The sequence below is a fragment of the Sphingobacterium sp. MAE genome (assembly GCF_056711605.1).
Genome location: NZ_CM160044.1, coordinates 1,447,953 through 1,469,880 on the forward strand (window position 1 = coordinate 1,447,953; position 21,928 = coordinate 1,469,880).

General features: G+C 41.6%; 15 protein-coding genes. 10 read left to right on the top strand and 5 right to left on the bottom strand.

Annotation, left to right across the window (positions count from 1 at the left end):
* The first annotated feature begins 27 nt into the window (after positions 1-27).
* From AC06G9_RS06145 to AC06G9_RS06185, 9 genes are all read left to right on the top strand, one after another.
* Complete coding sequence (locus AC06G9_RS06145) at positions 28-1,233, top strand: hypothetical protein (protein WP_293929222.1); 1,206 nt, start codon at positions 28-30, stop codon at positions 1,231-1,233.
* A 23-nt stretch (positions 1,234-1,256) separates the two neighbouring features.
* On the top strand, positions 1,257-2,345 hold the full coding sequence (locus AC06G9_RS06150; protein ID WP_108157199.1) for a fasciclin domain-containing protein: 1,089 nt from the start codon (positions 1,257-1,259) through the stop codon (positions 2,343-2,345).
* Between the two features lie 17 nt (positions 2,346-2,362).
* Positions 2,363-3,715 carry a fasciclin domain-containing protein gene (locus AC06G9_RS06155; protein WP_480957716.1) on the top strand — a complete coding sequence of 451 codons (1,353 nt, stop codon included), beginning with the start codon at positions 2,363-2,365 and terminating at the stop codon, positions 3,713-3,715.
* A gap of 106 nt (positions 3,716-3,821) precedes the next feature.
* Positions 3,822-4,820 (top strand): fasciclin domain-containing protein, encoded by a 999-nt coding sequence (locus AC06G9_RS06160; protein WP_248754378.1) that lies wholly within the window; start codon positions 3,822-3,824, stop codon positions 4,818-4,820.
* Positions 4,821-4,851: 31 nt separating this feature from the next.
* Positions 4,852-5,607, top strand: a complete 756-nt coding sequence (locus AC06G9_RS06165; RefSeq protein ID WP_480957717.1) for a carboxypeptidase-like regulatory domain-containing protein — start codon at positions 4,852-4,854, stop codon at positions 5,605-5,607.
* A complete protein-coding gene (locus AC06G9_RS06170) occupies positions 5,582-8,167 on the top strand; it encodes an outer membrane beta-barrel protein (RefSeq protein ID WP_480958173.1) in 2,586 nt (861 codons plus the stop codon). The genes AC06G9_RS06165 and AC06G9_RS06170 overlap by 26 nt, the downstream gene beginning before the upstream one ends.
* A gap of 155 nt (positions 8,168-8,322) precedes the next feature.
* Positions 8,323-10,491, top strand: coding sequence for an IPT/TIG domain-containing protein (locus AC06G9_RS06175; RefSeq protein ID WP_480957718.1), 2,169 nt, complete (start codon positions 8,323-8,325; stop codon positions 10,489-10,491).
* A gap of 528 nt (positions 10,492-11,019) precedes the next feature.
* Positions 11,020-12,162, top strand: a complete 1,143-nt coding sequence (locus AC06G9_RS06180) for a sensor histidine kinase (RefSeq protein ID WP_480957719.1) — start codon at positions 11,020-11,022, stop codon at positions 12,160-12,162.
* Positions 12,137-12,892 (top strand): LytR/AlgR family response regulator transcription factor, encoded by a 756-nt coding sequence (locus tag AC06G9_RS06185; RefSeq protein ID WP_248754374.1) that lies wholly within the window; start codon positions 12,137-12,139, stop codon positions 12,890-12,892. The genes AC06G9_RS06180 and AC06G9_RS06185 overlap by 26 nt, the downstream gene beginning before the upstream one ends.
* Before the next feature lie 163 nt (positions 12,893-13,055).
* Here AC06G9_RS06185 and AC06G9_RS06190 read toward each other — a convergent pair whose 3' ends face one another.
* Genes AC06G9_RS06190 through AC06G9_RS06200 form a run of 3 tightly spaced genes read right to left on the bottom strand, consistent with a single transcriptional unit; the run spans position 13,056 to position 18,791 of the window.
* Positions 13,056-14,468, bottom strand: a complete 1,413-nt coding sequence (locus AC06G9_RS06190) for an efflux transporter outer membrane subunit (protein ID WP_480957720.1) — start codon at positions 14,466-14,468, stop codon at positions 13,056-13,058.
* Positions 14,468-17,623 (bottom strand): efflux RND transporter permease subunit, encoded by a 3,156-nt coding sequence (locus AC06G9_RS06195; protein WP_480957721.1) that lies wholly within the window; start codon positions 17,621-17,623, stop codon positions 14,468-14,470. Before AC06G9_RS06195 ends, AC06G9_RS06190 begins: the two co-directional genes overlap by 1 nt.
* Positions 17,624-17,642: 19 nt before the next feature.
* A complete protein-coding gene (locus AC06G9_RS06200; protein ID WP_480957722.1) occupies positions 17,643-18,791 on the bottom strand; it encodes an efflux RND transporter periplasmic adaptor subunit in 1,149 nt (382 codons plus the stop codon).
* Between the two features lie 412 nt (positions 18,792-19,203).
* On the opposite strand from AC06G9_RS06200, the gene AC06G9_RS06205 reads away from it, so the two are divergent.
* On the top strand, positions 19,204-19,401 hold the full coding sequence (locus AC06G9_RS06205; RefSeq protein WP_293929242.1) for a hypothetical protein: 198 nt from the start codon (positions 19,204-19,206) through the stop codon (positions 19,399-19,401).
* A gap of 162 nt (positions 19,402-19,563) precedes the next feature.
* Here AC06G9_RS06205 and AC06G9_RS06210 read toward each other — a convergent pair whose 3' ends face one another.
* Together AC06G9_RS06210 and AC06G9_RS06215 are read right to left on the bottom strand one after the other, a co-directional pair.
* Positions 19,564-20,748: an AGE family epimerase/isomerase gene (locus AC06G9_RS06210; protein WP_480957723.1), complete on the bottom strand. Its 1,185-nt coding sequence runs from the start codon at positions 20,746-20,748 to the stop codon at positions 19,564-19,566.
* Positions 20,749-21,921, bottom strand: coding sequence for a glycoside hydrolase family 130 protein (locus tag AC06G9_RS06215; protein ID WP_480957724.1), 1,173 nt, complete (start codon positions 21,919-21,921; stop codon positions 20,749-20,751). It abuts the gene before it with no gap.
* Between the last annotated feature and the right edge of the window lie 7 nt (positions 21,922-21,928).

The window sequence follows — 21,928 nt, forward strand, 5'->3', positions numbered from 1 at the left end:
CTGACCATGATTTAAAAAAATATTGATATGAAAAATCAACGATTAACGATTTACTTAGCACTATGGCTGCTGTGTGTTTCCCTATTTACAAGTTGTAATAAGGTGGAATATACAGCCATCGCCGAACCTGCCTATCTACGGGTGTTCAACAACCTCAATTATGTTCAGACCTTAGGCAGTAAAGATGATAAAGTGCCCTATTTCTGTATGTTGATCAATCCTACCTTTGGTGCAGGAGGAGCAATAACAGGAGCCGAGATTGTAGGTGACTTTCTGGATAAAAGAGCAGCTTATGCTCCACCTTATCCCTCACATATCGGAAATAGTACCACAGTGGATAATCCAGAATATCCAGGTAAAGAAAATGTACTGGTAGGCCCGATCTTAAACGGATTTGATTTAAGCAGCTGGGCTCAAGTTCCGTCGGGAGACCTGCGCATTATTTTCGCCTATCGACCAAAGAACAGCATACCTTTTTTGGAATTAGAAAGTCACCTGAAGACAGATGTTTTAATCGATACGGTGATCCATCTAGCAAGTAAAGAGGTGTATACCCTGCATCTGCTGCAAAAAGATTTTGTGACCAAAACGCATGGATTGCTCTTGCGTCAGGAGAATTTTCATAAACTGCCACTTTCTGATTCCTTGGTCTATGTCAATTTTTACAACATGAGTGCAACAGGCTTCTTAGAGGCCGATCTGACTTTGAAAGATGATGATTACTTACTGCGGAGTTTTAAAAATGGGATCAAAGACGAGATGAATATCTTTCTTTCGCTGTATGAAAGTCAAGAAAAACCTTTTGTTCAAGCACAGACAGTACCTGGTTATAAAGGTAAATTTTTAACGCGATTGACCCGTAATAATACCACCGCTGCGGTCAGTCCTTATGTGAGTTTTCCGCTGTGGGCAAGCAGTAAAAGTAATGGTATCCAGACTGATATCTGGCAACGGTTTGATTTCTTTATTCCAGGTATGGATATTACCAATAATCCTTTTTTCTCCGGTGATATCGCTACCGGAGGCAATTGGGCATCCGTGAACTGCCTGAAGAATGGAAAAGTATCATTAGAAGGATCTGATAATGGAACGCAGTTGCCGAACCTCTTGGTCAATGTGCATTCCGGCACCCATAATCCACAAACTTTTGCAACAGTCAACACATTAGAAGTGGTCAATGGCCGGATTTACCTGACCACCATTCAACGCAAATATGCACCACCAGTTTATTAACAGTTAGCTAGGAGATTTTAAATATGAACTATAAGATAATCGATAAGAGATGGTATCCAGTAAGGCAGTACGTATTATTTATGCTTTCGTTTTTCCTTTTCTCTTGTGAACATCCCGATTTAACGGTGGTCGTACCCAACGAGAACTTACGTCCAGCATCGGATTTTATCAAAAATAATTATGAAATGACCTTATTCAGTGCTGCGCTGGAAAAAGTGGGATTGGCATCAACATTAAATGAAAAGGGACCTTATACCGTTTTGGTGCCTACAGATGCCGCATTTAATGAATTAGGCATATTTAGACCTTCAGATTTTGATAAGATGAATCTGGACAGTTTAAAAAAAGTGATCCAATACCATATTCTTCCTCGCCGTATGCTCTTGCGGGATATCCCATCAAATGGGGTAGATGTGCGCTATGCCACGCTAGCCGGTTCGGAGTTATATGCTTCGCTAGGTTCGGTGGGACCAAATGGTGGTACGCCTACAAATGAGCTTTTTTTCAGTGGAGCAAAGGCGTCTAGAAAAGATGTGATTTTAGCCAATGGCGTTTTGTATGTTTTGGATAAAATGATGAAACCACAATTTGATACCTCTATTCAGGCCTGGTTGGCAGCACGTCCTACCTACCGTGTTTTTGTAAGTGGGTTGAAAAAATTTGGTTTATGGGATCAACTGGCAACGAATGGGCCCTTCACCATCTTTGCGCCGACCAATGAAGCATTGGAAGAAGTGGGTATTACCGAAGAAACATTACAAACATTAAGCCCAGAAAAATATCGTGCTGATGTGCTGTTTGGATCTTACCTCATCTATGACAAACACTTTTTTGTATCCGATGCTAAAGTTATGGGGATCATTGCGACTACTGGGGGCTATACCTATCAGTTAAAGAACAATCTGCATGAGATGAGTTTTGCTGCCGGAGAGGACTACCCCAGTTTTATATTAAGTTACTACCTCAGATTACGTGCAGACCGTACCGTCACAGCACCCATAATTGCTCAAGTATCGTATGGAATCAGGGCAAAGATGGACTATCTGTGTCGTAATGGTGTGGTACATGATCTTAATCAGGGATTGGTAAGACCTGAACAGGCTATTAAATAATATCACAAATTATGCTGATGAAAATGCAACAAATCAATACACTATATAAGCTGGCCTTTATGGGCTTGCTCATGACGCTGTTATTTGCCGCCTGTAAAAAAACAGAGTTTATGCCTGCGGCGGAAGGCGAGCAGGTGCCTTATAAACCTGAGGCGACCGAGAGTGTTACCGAAATATTAGGTAAAAATCCGGATGCGACAATATTTTATACGGCTTGGAAAAAGAGCAGCATGGAGGAGAAAATCAAGGAAAAAGGAGGGAATACCACCTATACTTTGTTGGTTCCCAACAATGCGGCGATGATCGCATCGGGACTGACCGAAGCAAAGATTGCACAAATGCCACGGACAGATGTAGACAGCCTCCTGTTATTTTATACGGTTTTGGGTATGATATCCCGTGATGAACTTCGAGATAATAGTTTACCGGTAAAAAGTATGCTGATGAATCCGGGTTTACGAGTTCCTTTTTATGAAGGTGGAGTGGGATCAGGTCTTGGCCAACGCTATGATCCCTACTATTACAAACATTATCTGGCTATACGCGATGAACAGTTGCTGATCAATGGAAAGAAAGCCGGTAAAATGAAGTATCAACCGGCACGTAATGGTGCGCTTTATTTTTTGGAACAAACCGTTACCAAACCGACAAAAACTGTTTTGGAAGCCTTGGAGCAGGATGGGCGTTTTACCATGTTTCTCGAATTGCAACGCCTTTCTGATGATGCTTTCGTAGAAGTGATGGTGACTCAAATGGAGCCTTTGTTTGGTTATAAAATGTCTCCTGAAGAATATTGGCAGAATTTTCCTGATGCGCGGGAGCCCTATACAAAAAAATGGATGATCGGACCAACACCCAATCCCGACTATGCTGATCCCAATATCACCATATCGACTTGGTTTGCTCCGACAGACGCTGCATTTAAGCGTGCAGGATTTAAATCTGTAGCAGAAATGCTTCAATTCAATGAGACTCGAGGCCATGTGTATTTTGATGAGACGACGTTCCAACCCTCTGGTGGTTATCCATTGGATAGTATCGTCAACTATCATCGGGATTGGGGACGCTTTTTTGCGATCAAAGATCCAGCTTATGGGTTGGCATATCCCAATAGTACGGTATTTTTTAGTAATGATCTGACGGCCGATTTTCTACAGGATTATTACGTCAACATCGGTGGAAATGCGCAGGTGCAATATGCCTATAAAAATCCTTTTGCTTTTACAGCATCCAATGGAAAGCTATCCATGACCATAAAAGAAAGTGGCGGTACACCTGTACAGATTATCGATACCGATATCAATACCCTCAATGGACCGATACATGTTGTGGACAATCTGCTGTTGCCTAAGGGATTTAAATTAAAGTAGGCGCTTAAATCGTATGGAAACTGAAAAATAACAAGATATCGATACGATTTCAGGTGAACGCTGAATAACAAAACGAGCTGGTAAGCTCATGATTAATAAACGATAGATGAAACTACAGCTAAGATATTATAAGCAATTGGGGATATTGCTTTTTGCAACTTTCATGGTGACCTCATGTAAAAAGGACGAGGTACTGAATAGTCATGACAATAACAGGGTCAATTTGGTCATAGCCGACAACTTTAATCTGTCTAGTTTTAGTGCCGTTTTGCGTAAAAGCGGCATGGATAAAGTTTTACAGGATGGAGAAGGACCCTATACCTTATTGGCACCTTCCGATGCGGCTTTTTCAGCAGCAGGTTATGGCGATGCGGTATCAGTTTTGGCGGGAAATACGAAAGTGATCAGCAGAATTGCTCATTATCATATGTTGGATGGTAAATATGAGTTAAATAAACTTCCTTTTTTGTTTAATCAGGAATTACGCACGCGCGGAGGAAAAATGTATGCGACCCATTGGTTAAAGGGAGGGGATACGGTATTGACGCTCAACGGATCACGTGTACTGGCTCAAAACATCGCCGCATCCAATGGACTGATTCAGGTCTTAGATCGGGTGCTGACGCCCTATGTGCACGATTTGATTGGGAATGCTATTGCTGCTGATCCCAGTATCACCTTATTTGCACAAGCTTTAAAAACTTCTGGACTGCTACAGACGATAAGTGATGCCGGTCCCTATACGGTATTTGCACCAAATAATGCAGCGATGCAGGCTTTGGGATACAGTACAGTGCAGCAGATCCAATTGGCAGATCCAGATAAGCTCCGAAGTTTGTTGCGCTACCATATTGTGAAGGATAGACGTTTTGTATACGACTATATTCTGAGTACGGGTGCTTCCAATAAGGCGCAACAGGGCATGATGGACGGTAATAGCATCAGCATCTCACTGGTCCCCAATCCAAATGCTCCTAATTCTTTTCAAGGGATCAGCTTACGTGGAATAGGGAATACTTCAGAGATCAAATTACTAAAACAAGATATGTTAAGTGGAAATGGGGTACTGCACGTGATCGATGGCGGTTTACGGATTACCCAATAATCAAATTAGGATTAGCTAAAAGAAATTAAAAATGAACAGTTATAGCAATAGGAAGCCAAGATCTGGTCCGTCTTTAGGGAAAGGGATGGTTTGGTGGAACCATATAAAAGTAGCCTTGTTGTGCTTCTTTTTTCTAATAAGTACCTCACTTTTCGCGCAGGAAACATCAGGTGCTTTAACAGGGCGTGTGCTACAAGTTGATGGGCATGCTGTCGCAGGGGCTTCAATTCTGGCGGTGCATACTCCCTCGGGCACACGTTATTCACTTGCTACGGATAAAGATGGGCGCTACACCTTAAACAATCTCCGTATTGGCGGACCCTATACGGTGACCGTGAGTATGGTCGGGATGCAAAGTGACACACGTACGGATATTCAAATCCGTCTGGGTGCGGCACAGGAACTCAATTTACAAGTGCAGGAGGGCAGTCAAGCATTGGGCGAAGTTGCTGTAACCGGACGTGCGCAGCGACAACGTGTGGATACGTATGGTGCAGGACGTAATATCAGTGCTGAACAGGTGCGCAATATGCCTACGGTGAGTCGTTCGATTACAGATGTGACCCGCCTGACACCACAAGGAAGTCGAGACAATAGTTTCGGAGGAACTAATTTCAGGTATAATAACGTCACCGTAGATGGGGCAGTCAATAACGATGCAATTGGTTTTTCACCCTCACTGGGTGGACAGAGCAGGGACTTCGGGCATGGCCGGAAGCAGTACGCGTACAAACCCGATCTCCATAGATGCCATACAAGATATGCAAGTATATCTAGCCCCTTATGATGTAAAAATCGGTAATTTCACGGGAGGTTCGGTCAATGCCGTAACCCGAAGCGGTACCAATAAAATCGAAGGCTCAGTCTATGGATATGGACGCAATGCTGCTTTAACGGGTAAAGACCGTGTGGGAAGTCTCGGTAAAATGGATCATGATTTTTATGACTACCAGTCCGGATTTAGAATCGGTTTTCCAATTATAAAAGATAAACTTTTCTTCTTTAGCAATGAAGAGATCACCCGTCGTCAAGATCCTACACAACTGCAAGTGGGGACAGCGGAGACTGCTCATATCCTGAGCGAAGAGGATGCCAAATCGATTGCCACGACAGTAGGTAACCGCTATGGTGATGTGTTTGATGCAGGTACAGCCGGTAAGTACACCAACTGGTCAAAATCCACTAAGTTTTTTAACCGTATCGACTGGAATATCAATGATAGACATCAATTAGCCATTCGTAACAACACGATTTTTAGTAGTGCGACTCACATGGACCGGGATCAACAGGATTTCCGCTTTTCGAGTATGGCGTTTAAGCAGACGAATAATCAAAGCAGTACAGTAGCTGAATTGAAAAGCCGCTTGAGTAATAATCTTTCTGCTAGTGCAGTACTGGGGTTTACCGTAGTAAACGATAGACGGGATCCGTTGAGTGACCCTACGCTTCCTCAAGTACAGATTCAGGGGCGGACTCCAGGTACGACAATTTACCTGGGAACTGACCGTGAAGCCAGTATTTTTGATATGCAACAGCGCACTTGGGAACTGACAGCAAATCTGAACTGGAACCTTGGCCGGCATAAACTTCTTTTTGGGACCCATAATGAGCTTTACCGTATTCGCTATGGTTTTGTGAATGCTTGGAATGGACGTGTAGACTACAATAGTATTGACGATTTTTTAAGTAATAATCCTTACCGTGTACGCGGTAGTTACAACTATAAAAACAATACGCGGGACTATATTTTGGACCATCCTTCGGCAGATTTTGGAATCAATATGTACAGTCTTTATGTACAGGATGAGATCAGGGTAAGTGATCATTTTCACGTTACGCCAGGTTTACGTGCCGATTTTACACACCTACCGGAAATGCCATTATTAAGTGATAAGGTCAGGAATATACAATCTGATCCATACTTTGGGACTACTTATGACTATACGCCTTTGTCACGGATTTCAAATGATTTCCTTAATCGCGTACAGTTGTCGCCCCGTGTGGGATTCCGCTGGGAGGTGTTGGAAGATCAAAGTTTAGTAGTACGTGGTGGAGCAGGACTTTTTACAGGACGGATTCCTTTTGCATGGTTAGCCTATGCGTTCTATAATACAGGGGACAGTTATGGTGCTTTTGATCAGCGTGCAGATCAGAAACCTTTTGCTCCGGGCAGTGATGCGATTAAACCCAGCTCCAATGGATTGGCCGATTTTATTGCCGCAAATGGAGCTGTAGTAAATGATCCGAAGAGTGGTAAAACGCAGGTTGATCTGGTTGATAATGGCTTTACAATGCCTCAGGTACTGCGTGGTAGTCTGGGTATTGACTATGAAACAGCGAACAACTGGAAGTTTACAGTCGAAGGTTTGTATACCAAAAATATCAGCGATGTGCTCTTTCAACAGTTGAATGTCCATGATAATCCACTTTATTATGGTTATGATATTCATCAACAGCAACCGGTGTATCAGGGTGCGGTTGATGATCGTTTCTCGAATATTTATGTATTGAGCAATACCGATCAGGGCTACCGTTATAACATCACGGGGACAATCAGCAAACGAATGAAGAATTTTAATGGAACAGCGAGTTATACGTACGGAGAATCAAAGGATTTGAGCAACGGGGTGCGTAATTCTATGGAATCAAATTGGCAACTGAACCAATCGCTTATACCGAATAATCCAAAGTTGGCCTATAGTAATTTTGATATCCGTCACCGCGTCGTTTCCAGTATCAGTTACGATCATTATTGGCGAACGGCAGGAAAAACAAACATCACCTTGTTTATCAGTGCACAATCGGGATCTCCATTTACTTATGGTATAGTAAACAACAGCATTCAAGGATTGCCACAACAGGTGAGTTTGGTCTATATCCCAAATCAGGAGGAGGCAATCCGTTATTTTAAAGATATTCCTAGTGGAAACACGGCGATGCAACAAGCTGAAGCATTTAACAAGTACATCGATGGCAATGCTTATCTCAGCAGCAGAAGAGGAGATTTTACGGAACGTAATAGGGGACGTACACCTTGGAATGTGCAAGCGGATCTCCGCATTGCACACGATTTCCCTATGAGCACTAAAAAAGGACAGTTTATGACGATTTCTGCCGATTTGGTCAATGTGACAAACCTGCTGTACAAAAAGTGGGGCGTACAATATTTTTCTCCTAATACGTTCAATTCGACCAGTAGCGTGGGTTTGACACCGACCTTGTTTCCACCACAGCAAAATAATGGAAACTGGCCCGTATTTACGTTCAATGAACCTGGACAAACCTATAGTATTGATTATTTCAATTCAAGAGCACAGGTACAACTCGGAGTTAGGTATACGTTTTAAGCCCTAGTAGTAAACCTTTAGGAGTGATTTAATAGCTGCTAAGTGCCCTGAAATCAGGGTTAGAGGCAGGCAAAAGATAGTATCTTTTGCTCATGCGAACGCAAAAAAAAGAGAGCATATGGATATTCCATCTGGTAAAATAAAAAATGAAAGTCATGAAAACATGGACAAAATATAGCCTCAGTATCATCCTCTTTATTTTGGTACTTGGAGGTATTGCAGGTTGTGAAAAGAAGGAAGATGCGCTTCCTGAGACTGCAATGAACATAATCGATTATTATCCAAATTCAGGAAAAGAGGGTACGCTTGTGACCATTGAAGGCGAAGGCTTTGGCACCAGTATAGATGCCTATAAAGCAACGGTAAATGGTCAAGATGCCGCTGTGATCAGCGCTACAGCAACGGCTGTTGTCATTCGTATACCGGTGGGCGGGAGTACCGGAAAACTGGTATTGAGCTATGATAACAAGATGATGGATGTGGGTACCTATACCTATCAAAATTTAAGTGTACGTCAGGTGTTTCCTGCTAATGGACCTGCTGGTTCCCAAATACGCATTGGAGGTACGGGATTTGGAAGTATTACTCATCCGGCGGAAGTCTTTATTAATGAAAAAAAAGCGTTGGTCGTCAGTATCAGTGATACTTTGATCGTAGCAGAGGTGCCCAATGAAGCTGGTTCCGGATCGGTATTGGTTAAAGTGGATGGCATGGATGCGAAAGGGCAAAACTTCACTTATCAGGCCATAAAAGGTATCAAGCCATTAAGCGGAGGAAAAGACACGCGTGTGGTGATTTCGGGAGAAGGTTTTGAGCAATTGACTACCCAAAATATCGTAGAATTTAATGGTAAGCAAGCTCTTGTGGTTGAATCTACCCCAGAGCGTTTGGTCGTAAAGGTTCCAGAAGGAGTAACCACAGGACCCTTATCGGTCAATATCAATAATCAGAAAACAACAGGCCCGTCTTTTACTGTGGTGGATAAACCAATCATCCAAACAGTAACCCCATTAAGCGGTCCAAAGGGGGCACAAATGACGATTAGTGGATCTTTATTCAGTAAAGAGCTGGATGAAAACCAAGTATATATCAACAATATATTGATACCGTTGACCTCAGCTAATGAATCGGAGCTGAAACTAACCGTTCCAGGAGGTACTGGGTCTGGCGTTATCCGTGTTGTGGTGAACGATCAGGTGAGTAATGGTCCACAGTTTAAAGATCAAAATCTGGGGATTACTGCGATGACACCAGACAACGGATTGACCGGTACGAGTGTGACGATTAGAGGCACAGGTTTTAGCACAACAGCATCAGAAAATAAAGTGTATTTCAATGGCGTATTAGCAATGGTAAAAACAGCAACGGAGAATAGTTTAGTGCTCGAAGCACCTCTAGGATTAAGCACTGGAAATGTGAAAGTGGTTGTTGGTGGGCAGGAAGCCCTTGCTCCGCAATTGTTTAAACGAGCAGGTGTAATGACTTTGGCGGGGGGACCTAGCAGTAATACCTTTGCCGGATATATGTCTGCCATTGCTACCGATCAGCAAGGGAATATCTATGTAACCGATACGAATAATAAACAGGTGAAAAAAATAACCCCTTCGGGAGCTGTTTTAATTCTGCAGGTCAATGGAACAGATGCGGTGTTTGTTAAACCGTATGGCATCGTCATCGATAAGCAGAATACCATGTATGTGAGTGATCAGGGAACCAATCAGGTGATCAAGATTACATCGGCCGGTCAACGTTCGGTCCACACGTCGGGATTTGCACCCGGGCATATGAGTATCGACGATGCTGGAAATCTGTATGTCAATATCAATGGATTTGCTGCAGGAGTCAATAAGGTCAATCCAACAGGAAATTATAGTAAAATTAATGGCACGGGTTGGGTGACAACCCGCACGGTAGTAGATGCTTTAGGAAATTACTACTATCCAGATCAAAATGCCATCAGTGGGAATGGTTTGATGCGTAGGGGATCTGATGGTATTACGATGAATGCATGGATCGGTTTTTCAGATGCAGGCTATGCGGATGGTATTGGAAGTGCTGCACGTTTTCAGGGCATTAGCAGTGTTGTCCTTTTTGGAAGTAATACCATGTACGCTACGGATAACTTTAATTATGCATTACGAGAAATTGATGTGGCAACTCGAAAGGTATCCACTATTTTCAAGGCGAATAACAGGGGTTATACAGATGGATCTTTAGTAGAGTCACGCTTTGGAGCTTTGGCCGATATGGCGGTCGACAAGAATGGTAATATTTATATCTTGGATCCGGACAATAAAGCCATCCGGAAGGTTTTCTTGAAGTAGGAAAGGTCTTATTCTTTAAAATAATGGGTACAACATCCTGATAAATTGGTCTTATGATCGGTTTGTTAGGATGTTTTTTTGTTATATACTTATTGTTCAGTAGCCCAAGGTCTAGTCGTTTGTGTGCGGAGATCGCCATCGGTATAGATTGCCTCCATAATAAAAATTTGAGGCATGTGTCCCATCAGTTATATTCAATAAACATTTCAGCATGAGATTGGTCATATTCAGCTTTCAATTTTGAGGGTTGAGTGCGTAAGTATGAACTAATTTGCGGAAGAAGCACGATCTTTGTAAAAGAAGAATAGGAGGACAGATGTTCACGCAACACGTAACCAAATTTATAACCTAAGCGCACAGGTTTTGATCAATCAATAGCGAAGACCTGAGCGCTATACCGGTACCATCCTACTACCGATCAGTTCTACTGATCTGCCCTACGGATAAGGGATGTCTGGCCTATTTGAATTGACTGGAGTCTAATGAATAAAAATGAAAGCATTATTTATGATTTAATTCATAGCAAGTATGAAGGGATATAGCGATCTGGAACAGATAAATAAACGATTTTTACCAACCCGTTTAAGGAAAATGTTGTTGGTGTTTTTTGCATTTATTATATTTTACCTGGTATCCTATATCCTCAATCCCTATAGTGATTTCTGGAAAGAGTACCTGCAGAGGCAACCTTATGAAATCGTTATTGAATGGCTCGTGACCTTTTTGTTCTGCTATTTAATTACAGAGTCTAGCTTCCTGCTTCATAAAAAACTAAACCTGCGTGTTCCATGGACGCAAAATAAATCTAAAAGGTTGTTTCTCGAAGTAATCCTCAATTTTGGAGTCGTGGTCATTCTGATCATGATGAACATGCTTTGTTTTTCTTGGATCTACTCCGATTTACCCGATACCGATATCTCCATGGAAGAGATTAAAGGTTTACTCCAGTGGATGGTGATCAGCTTGGTGATTTCATTTATGATTATTTCCATCAATACCGTGAGTTTTTTGATCAATAACTGGATCGATACCTCCATGGAAATGTCTCGACATAAAATTCATGCGGTAGAATTGAGACAAGCTTCTGTGGAAGCGGAGCTCAATACCTTGAAACTGCAGCTCGATCCGCACTTTATCTTTAATAATCTCAGTATATTGTCCGAATTGATTTTGGAAGATCAGCAACTGGGGTTTGAGTATTCCGAAAACTTTGCCAAAGTCTACCGTTTTTTACTGGTTAACAGTAAGAAGAATTTAATTTCTTTAGAAGAGGAAATCAGATTCCTGAGGTCTTATATCTTTTTGATCGAAAATAGGGTCGGTACCGGTGTTCATTTTACCATCGAAATTGATGAGCGGAGCAAACAGCTGTATATCCCGCCGCTTACGCTGCAGTTATTGATCGAAAATGCAATCAAGCATAATGCGACCCATCATAAAAAACCCCTTATGATCAGCATTTACAATCCTGAGATTGATCGGGTGGTCATAGAAAATACACGTTCGCCCATCGATCGGACACAGATTGCATCTACAGGTATCGGATTAAAAAATATAAATAGTCGTTTTAAACTTTTGGGGAAGAAAATTCCAGAAGTATTTCAAAATGAACATACCTTTATGGTATCTATTCAATTAATAGCGTATGATAGAGAAAATAGTAATAGTTGAGGATGAAAAACTCAATGCAGACCGTCTGAAACGTTTAATAAGCGAAATCAATCCAAACGTAAAAATTATTGCCGTATTGGACAGTGTGATGGATACGATAGAATGGTTCAAGGAAAATGACGAACCGGATGTCGTTATGATGGATATTCGCCTTTCTGATGGGGTTAGTTTTGATATTTTTGAGAAGGTGGCTATCCAATGTCCGATTATTTTTACGACAGCTTATGATGAGTATGCGGTACAGGCATTCAAGTACAATAGTGTTGATTATATCTTAAAGCCTGTTGAAAAGGAAGAGCTCCATACCGCATTAAACAAGGTGGACGATTATAAATCAAAAATGGAACATCAGTTGTCCATTGATAAGCTGATCAGTTATGTCAAACAAAAGGAGTATCGGACTCGTTTTCTGGTTCCCTTTAGAGATGGTTTTCAAACCATATTGGTGACCGACCTGTCCTTTATTTATATGGATATGAAATTGACAAAAGCACGATTGAAAAATGGTAAAGATGTTGTGTTAAATCTGAGTTTGGATGATCTTGAAAAGCAGCTGGATCCAAAATTTTTCTTTAGGGCCAATCGTCAATTTATTATCCATGTCGACTCTGTAGATCAACTGGTCAATTATTTCAATAGAAAGCTCAAAGTTATCCTGTTTAATGCTGATTGTGAAGTGATCGTGAGCAGGGAGAAATCCAATCTCTTGAAAGAATGGCTGGATTCGTAACGGCATAAGCAATAGATCCATTGTTTTGCTGATTAAGGCGCATATCAGATCTAACCAGGCCGAGATTGTGATCTAAAAACCCATTTCCATGTTGGATATAAAAATAAAAGCTGTGCTCCTGGATAGAAGCACAGCTTTTATTTTTATGATAATCAATACTTTTTTAATCTACGCCTCCGCCCAGAGCACGGTAAAGATCCGTAGCGGCATCAAATCGCTCTTTTTGGATCGATATGGCTTCCAGATCATTCTGTAGCGAATTATTCTGTGCCGTGATCACTTCCAGATAAGTCGCCATTCCGCTTCTATACAGCAACATGGCATCACTCACCGCTTTCTGCAATGCTGTTTTTTTCTGTTCGATAAGCGCTACGCGCTGATCGGCGTATTGTCGTTTTGCTAATGCATCGGACACTTCGCTTACGGCTGTCATGATTGTCAGTCGAAATTGCTCTGCTGATTTTTCTTGTTCAATTTTGGCTATTTCATAAGCTGTTTTCAACTTCTTGTTCTGAAAAATCGGCTGGGTAATATTACCTGCGATATTTTTCACCAATGAACCCGGAAGGTCAAACCAGTTATTAAACTGGAATGAATTGGTTCCGATAGAAGGAGTCAATCGTAAAGAAGGATACATCTGAGCCTTTGCCAGACCAGTACCCGCATTGGCCATCACGACAGCATATTCTGCGGCACGTACATCTGGACGTCTACTGAGCATGTCGGCAGGCACGCCTATCGGGAAGCTTTCTACAAAAGGTGTCGTTTCCATAGTCGACGCACGTGCGATGCTATCTGGAAAAGAACCACAGAGAATGCTTAATACATTTTCCTGTATGGCGATATTTTGCTTGGCCAGAGGGACAAGCAATTCAGCAGTCTTCTTTTGTGCTTCAGCCTGATCCACAGCTAATGAATTGGTCTGTGCCGATTCAAACTGCAGCTTGATAATCTGCAAGGTCGTATCGCTCAACGCAATGTTTCGGGAAGCAACTTTAAGCTGCTCATCCAGTGTAATTAAATTATAGTAAGCCTGCGCGACTTGACTGACAATACGGGTCCGCAATGCCGATAGATTTTCATGCTGCATGAAAAAGTTGGCTCGAGCGGACTCTTTTTGCATGGCTACTTTGCCCCAGATATCTGCTTCCCAGGAAACAGTGAGCGAAGCTGAATAATCGTCCATGTGTTGATTTCCTGTAAATTGCTCACTCAAAGAACCATTCAAAGAACTTTTTGATAGGTAGTTTCGTGCAGCAGAGACAGAAAGGTCTGCCGTGGGAAGAAGTCCCAGTTTTGCCTGTTTATAAGAAAGATCCAACTGACGGAGATTCATCATTGCGACCGATATATCCTTATTCTTGTCCAGCGCCTTATCGATCAACGCGGTCAGATAAGCATCTTTAAAGAACGTTTTATAGGGCAGACTAATGGTATCACCCGTCAATTCAACCGTATTCCTATAACTTGTTGGAGTCTCCAACTCTGGACGACTATACTTTTTGTTTACCGAGCAGGAGGACAGTAAAACTGCCACTCCAACACCGTAAAATATATGATTTATAGATAATGCCATTACTCAACACTTTGAATTTTTTGATTTTTGTTTTTACCGGATACCTTTTCCTGAAGATATTGAAACAGTATATACAGGATTGGGATGACAAATACACCTAGGATCACGCCCGAAAGCATCCCGATGGCTGCACCTGTACTGATCGATCGATTACCCATGGCAGAGCCACCTGTTGCAAACATTAAGGGAATCATACCGACAATAAAAGCCAAGGAGGTCATGATGATCGGACGTAATCTTGATTTTGCTCCTTCAATTGCCGATTCAACGATCGTATAACCTGCAGCGCGACGCTGCACCGCAAATTCAATAATCAAAATCGCATTCTTCGCTAATAGCCCAACAAGCATAATTAAACCAACCTGAACATAAATATTATTGTCCAATCCGATCGCCCTAATCGATGCAAATGCACCAATAATTCCGGTAGGAATAGAAAGCAATACCGCTAGTGGCAACAGATAACTTTCATATTGTGCGGCCAATAAGAAGTACACAAATAACAGACACAGCGACAAAATAACCAAGGTCTGGTTACCGGCAGATTTTTCCTCTAAACTTAATCCTGTCCATTCGTATCCGTAATCTGATGGCAATTTGCTCAGCACGTTTTGCTCCAGATTGGTCATGATCTGACCATTACTAGCACCTGGTAGGGGCACTACACTGATTGTAAGCGCATTGAATAAGTTATATCTGCTCAATGATTCAGGACCATATACCTTATGCAGGGTGACCATGGAATTGACGGGCACCATTTGGTTCTGATCATTACGGACAAAGATTTCATTAAATGATTGTTCATCCGTTCTGAATATCCCATCTGCTTTTACATTGACGCGATAAAATTTACCGAATCGGGTGAAGTTCATCGATTGATCACCTGCAAAATAGGTTTGGATCACATTCATCATACGACTGATTTCCACACCCATTTGCTGTGCTTTATCTTCGTCAACTTCCAGTTCAAGCTGAGGAAAATCTGTGCGGAATGTGGTATATGCAAACTGAACACCGGGTTGCTGCATAATTTTTCCAATTACTTCATCAGACATCTGTTTAAGTTTTTCTGGCGATTTTCCCGTCTTATCCTGCAACACGATTTCGGCACCACTGGTGACCCCATATCCGTCCACAGGAGGACTTCTAAAAGCCATGATCGTAGCTTCCTTAACCGTAGCAAATTGCGCTGTTAGATGACCCAAGATGACATCAATATCTTTCTCCGCGCCACGGTCTTTTTTATCTTTTAATTTGATAAATCCCATGGCATAAGCTGGACTGGCACTGTTTGACAAAATATTGAAACCCGTGATCGTTGTACTATTTTGTACAGATTCTGTCTTTTTCAAGATCTCATCCACACGTGCAGCGGCTGCAGTTGTCCGGTCCAGTGCAGTACCCGGAGGCATGCTTAAACTGAAGATGATAAAAGAATCATCTTCCATAGGAACAAAGCTTTTGGGTGTACTGCTCATCATCCAGCCTGCAAGGGCAGTGATCAGGATAATCAAACCCGCACCGATCCATTTTTTTACAATTAGGAACCGTAGCCCCTTGATATATTTACCGGTTAAATTTTCAAAACCAGCATTAAATGCGGTAAAGAATCGTTTTCCAAATCCTTTTTCTTCAGATGCTCCATGTTGACCATCAGCATGATTATTTTTTAATAATAAGGCACAGAGTGCAGGAGTAAGGGTCAAGGCATTCACCGCTGATATGACAATGGCAATTGCCAATGTGTAGGCAAACTGCTTGTAAAATATACCTGCAGAACCGGTCATAAATCCAATCGGTATAAAGACCGCCGACATAACCAAAGTGATCGATACCACTGCACCCGTGATCTCGCCCATGGCACTATGTGTCGCCTCTTTTCCGGTCATGTTCGTCCCCTCCATTTTACTATGGACGGCTTCGACGACTACGATGGCATCATCGACGACAATCCCGATAGCGAGTACCAAAGCAAATAAGGTCAGCACATTGATGGTGAATCCAAAAGCGAGCAGGAAGAAAAATGTTCCTATAATCGCTACCGGTACCGCAATAGCGGGTATAATCGTTGATCTGAAATCTTGTAGAAATAAGAAAACGACAATAAATACCAATATAAAGGCTTCGATCAAGGTAGATTTCACTTGTCCCGTTGCTTCGTCCAGACGTTCTTTTGTACTCATCAAGCTTGTGTAGTCTACTCCTGGAGGAAAGTTTTTGGAAGCACTTTTCAGTACATCTTGTACACCTATTTCAATGTCTTTGGCATTGGATCCCGTCGTCTGTAGAATAGCTACAGTCACGGCATTCTTCCCATTCATAGTCGTATTACCGCTATAATTAAGCGAACCAAATTCGATACGGGCAACATCTTTCAAGCGCACCAAAAGCTCACCATCGCGTTTCACGACAATGTTTTCGTACTCATGGGGTTGATTCTTTTTACCTTTATAGCGCATGACATATTCCAGAGCGGCATTGGATTCTTCTCCCAGCTTACCGGGCGCGACTTCTATACTTTGCGTACCGATAGCGTTGCTTACATCAGCAGGTTCTAAACCATAAGCAGCCATTTTCTGAGGATTGAGCCATACACGCATGGAATAATCTTTGGCGCCAAAAACTTGTGCCTGTCCCACTCCAGAAACACGTTTGATCTGTGGAATGACATTGATATTGACAAAGTTTTGAAGAAAAAGCTCATCATATTTTTCATTATCATCCGTATATACGTTGAAAATGAGGATCATGCTATTCTGCTGCTTGGAGGTCGTCAGTCCCATTCTGATCACCTCTTGAGGGAGTATAGGGGTAGCTTGCTGCACCCTGTTTTGTACGTTTACAGCCGCTTGGTCAGGATCGACGCCCTGCTTGAAGATAATGGAAATAGAAAATGAACCATCATTACTCGCAGTCGATTTGATATACTGCATATTTTCTACTCCATTGATCTGCTCTTCGAGCGGTGTGACCACTGAACGAATAACGGCCTCACTATTCCCTCCAGGATAACTTCCCGACACCATGACGGTAGGCGGAGAAATATCCGGAAAACGCGTTACAGGGAGTCTTAATAACCCTATAACACCCAATATTAATAGCACAACCGAAATTACGGTGGCCATTACGGGTCTATCTATAATCTTTTTTAACATGTTGATACTGGTCTAGAAATTAATTTTTCAAAGAGTCTTGGCTCACGATCTTAGGCACGACTACGACTCCTTCTGTTAATTGGTCTATACTGTTGATAGCAATTTTATCGCCCGATTTAACACCCGATTTGATGATATAATCTGAACCTGTGCGGCCATCTATTTCGATCGTTTTCATCGCCACCTTATTGCTGTCAGCGAGTACATAAACAAAAAATTTGTCTTGTATATCTTTCACTGCAGCCATTGGTAGTGTCAGAGCACTATTCAGGTTTTTTGTCAAAACCACACGCGCAGCACCACCGGAACGTAAAATTTTATCGGGGTTTGCAAATACAGCCTTTAGCGATATCGTTCCCGTGTTTCGGTCAATATTACCACTTGCAATTTCTACTTGACCTTTTTGGTTGTAGCGGTTACCGTCTGCCATGATGATCTCTACGGTATTCATCCCTGCATCTTTTTTTCGATCATTCATAAAGGCAATGAATTTAGCTTCATTCAGATTGAAGTAAACATAGACTTGATCGATCTCAGATAAACTGGTCAATGGATTTGCATCGGTAGGGGTGACCAAATTGCCGACCCGACTTGGAATACGTCCTATGTAACCACTTACTGGTGCTTTAATAATGGCAAAAGCAGCATTTAACTGCGAAGAGCTCAAAGCAGATTTTGCCTGTGCGACTTGAGCAGTTGCAGCATCATACTGCGCCTGTGCACTTTTTAACTGTAGGTCTGAAACTACTTTTCCCTGAACTAGAGGTCTTATTTTTTCCAATTCGATCTGCGCGTTGGCCTGCGACGCTAAGGCCGATTGTAATGATGCTTTACTATTAGTCACCTGCTCATTGAAGACATCGCTCTTGATTTTGAACAGCGATTGTCCTTTTTGTACATATTCTCCTTCTTTGACATAACTAGCCTCTAGATAGCCCGATACTTGTGCCCGAATATCGACATTGACTGTTCCTTCTATAGTACCAGGATAAGTCTCGACGATGGTCGTCGGAGACTCTTGTAATGCGATGAAATCAGCATGTAATGCCTGTTGTTCGTATGATCCTTCCTGTTGTTGTCCTCCACATGAACTAAACAAAATACCGAAAGCAAATACGGCTATGTATAGATTGAAATTGATCCTTGCTTTGAATTCTTGCTTTACCATTTTATATACGATTAAAATTTCAGATACAAATAACAAGAGTTATTATCATTTAAGAAAGAGATAAGTGACTGAACTGGCGAAAATGGCTTCTGAAACGAAACTGTTGTCATCTGAATCAACACGGTATATTGCTGTATAGGACGGAACCCGTATGCCGCATAATTAAAAGTTGCAGGCGTTATAAGTCGGGGTAAAAGTTCAGTAAGATAGATCGTCAAGAAAATCGGTGAGGTACGGTTCAGCGGGTTGACGTTCCCAATTCAGCATCGAATTTTGCCAGTTGAGCTATTTTTCTCTTAACAATAAGGTACCTCTTCTCTATTTTCGTATAGGACATTCAAAGAGTTATCCCTTAAACACAACTTCTACCATGATGATGGAATATATTTTGGTTTTTTCAATCTGTAAAGATATGATCGTAAGACGGCAGGAGATCATGTCTTATCTGCAACAGCATCTCGATCATTTGGAATTAACGACCATTGAGTTACAAGATCGGAAGTTTACGATGTCCATCAAATCTAGAGAACGCCTGGAATACCAGATTCAGAAATTGATCAGGTCAAAGGGTTTACAGATCGGTTTTATATCTGGCGAGCGTATCGCATAAGTCAATGCTTATGGATTCTATATAGGGCTTATTTTATGATGAGCTAGACCATTCGTCAAAACTGCCGGAATTATTCATAATTAAAAAATGCACCTTCCTGTTATGAGTCAAATTTTGACGGAAGGCACATTCTCTAATTTTTACTTCTTTTATTTGCACGGATCAATCTTTTGGTATTCGATGCAGTAATTCTAAGCAAGCTCGCGTATTATGGTAGGGGCATTTCCAGATTCCGACCTTATCTTCTCCCAGCATAAGTTCACCCTGCGCATCTCTTCCCCAGAACCATTCGCCATGTTTAGTATCAAGAAGATTGGATTTGATATAACTCCAGATCTGATACACGACTTTCAAATACTTTTCGTGTTGTGTAAGGGTATAAGCGCAATAAAAACCCACTAAAGCTTCAGCTTGTACCCACCAATGTTTTTCTGCATGCAGATGTCGGGTAGCATGGTTGTATTCATAGTTGAGCGCACCACCTTCAAATCCTTCTAAAGCGCCTTCGGCAAGTTGAATGGCATGTCTTTTATAAATTTTGATCCACCTTTTATCTTGGATCGTTTCAGCACATTCTAACAGGAGCCAGGAAGCTTCAATATCGTGACCGAAGGAGAAAAAGCGTTGTGAACTTTCCCATCGATCATTCATAAAGAGGATCAGATGTTTGCCATTAATGATGTATTGGTCAAATATGGATAATAAATGATCTATTTTCTCTTTTAAATAATCAGTAGGCGCTACACGATATAAATTGGAATAGGCTTCAATAATATGGAGATGGGTATTCATGGTCTTTCTTGCCTGAAGATCCTTGTCTGAAAGGCGCACATCATCGATCTTAGACCAATCCTGACCTAATGCTTCGATATAGCCACCATATACAGGTTCAAAAGCATATTTTTCTAGTTTTTCAACTAATTTATTTGCCCAGGCAAGTACTTCCATATCCTGCGAAATTTCATAATATTCCGACAGACCATAGATCACAAATGCGATGGCATAAGTTTGTTTTTTACCCTCCAATACTTCCCCTTTATGGGTCAATGACCAATATACCCCTCCATATATGGGGTCTATTCCATAAGTTTTTATATAGTGATAAGCGCGTTCGGCAAGAGCTAGATCAGTGGGGTCGTTACTGTTTTTATAGGCTGCGGAAAATGACCATAGTAGACGTCCCTGTAGCACTAAACCCTTTGCCGCAGTATCATCGACCTGATTATCTTGCGTGATTCTTCCCACAAAACCACCATTGATTTCGTCGATGGTATTGTTCTTCCAGTAACGGAGGATATTGTTCAATGCGATATCCAATTCTTTACGAAGGTTAGTTGTTGTCGGCATTTATGCGATCTTATTATTGGATTCAATCAAAGCGATAATTCTTTCTACAGAACTTTTGGAAGTCAATAAATCTTCCGGAGTTTGCGTGACGTAATCAATCAATTGTTTTATAGTGGTGGTCGCTACATGCATGCGTGTATCTGAAGAAGCATAATAGATCAATACATCGTCTCCATCCTGAATCCAGCCATTAGAAAATACGACATTGGAAACATCTCCAATACGCTCATCACCTTCTGGAGCGATAAAATAGCCTGCAGGTTTATAAATAACTTGCGTAATGTCATGAAGGTCGGTCATAAACAGGTAGAGTACATAGCGAAGACCTGCAGCAGTATGGCGTACCCCATGTGCAAGATGCAACCAACCTAAATCTGTTTTTAAAGGAGCAGGTCCTTGACCGTTTTTAGCTTCGTAGACAGTATGATATACTTTTTTATCAATCACAATTTCATGATCGATGATCGCGTTTTCCATTTTATCACAATAACCAATGGCGATTCCACCACCTTGTCCAGCTTCAAGGAATGAATCTTGTGGACGCGTGTAAAGGGCATATTTTCCTTCAACAAATTCGGGATGTAAGACCACATTTCTTTGCTGTGCAGCATGGGTTTTTAAATCGGGTAAACGTTCCCAGTTGACTAAGTCCGAAGAACGAATAATGCCGCATTGGGCAATTGCTGCTGTCTGATCATTTTCAGAAGCGTTTTTATCTCTACGTTCTGTGCAAAATAGACCATAGATATACCCGTCTTCATGTGCCGTAAGTCGCATATCATAGACATTGGTATCTGGTTCTTCTGTTTGTGGCAGTAAAATTGGTCTATCCCGAAAACGAAAATGATCGATCCCATTGGGGCTTTCAGCAATGGCAAAAAATGATTTCCGATCTGCGCCTTCTACACGTGCAAGTAATAGATATTGGTCATGGAATTTTATTGCTCCTGCATTAAAAACAGCATTTATAGCAAAGCGTTCTATAAAATAAGGGTTTTCTGTTTGATTAAAATCAAAGCGCCATGTTAAAGGGATATGTGCCGCAGTAAGAACAGGATACTCGTATCGATCGAATATACCATTGCCTATTGCTTTTTTGTTGTTTTTTCGAACAAGTAATTCTTCTTGTGTTTGCGTGAGTAGCTGTAATCGAGATTCGAATATTGTGGTCATAAGAAAA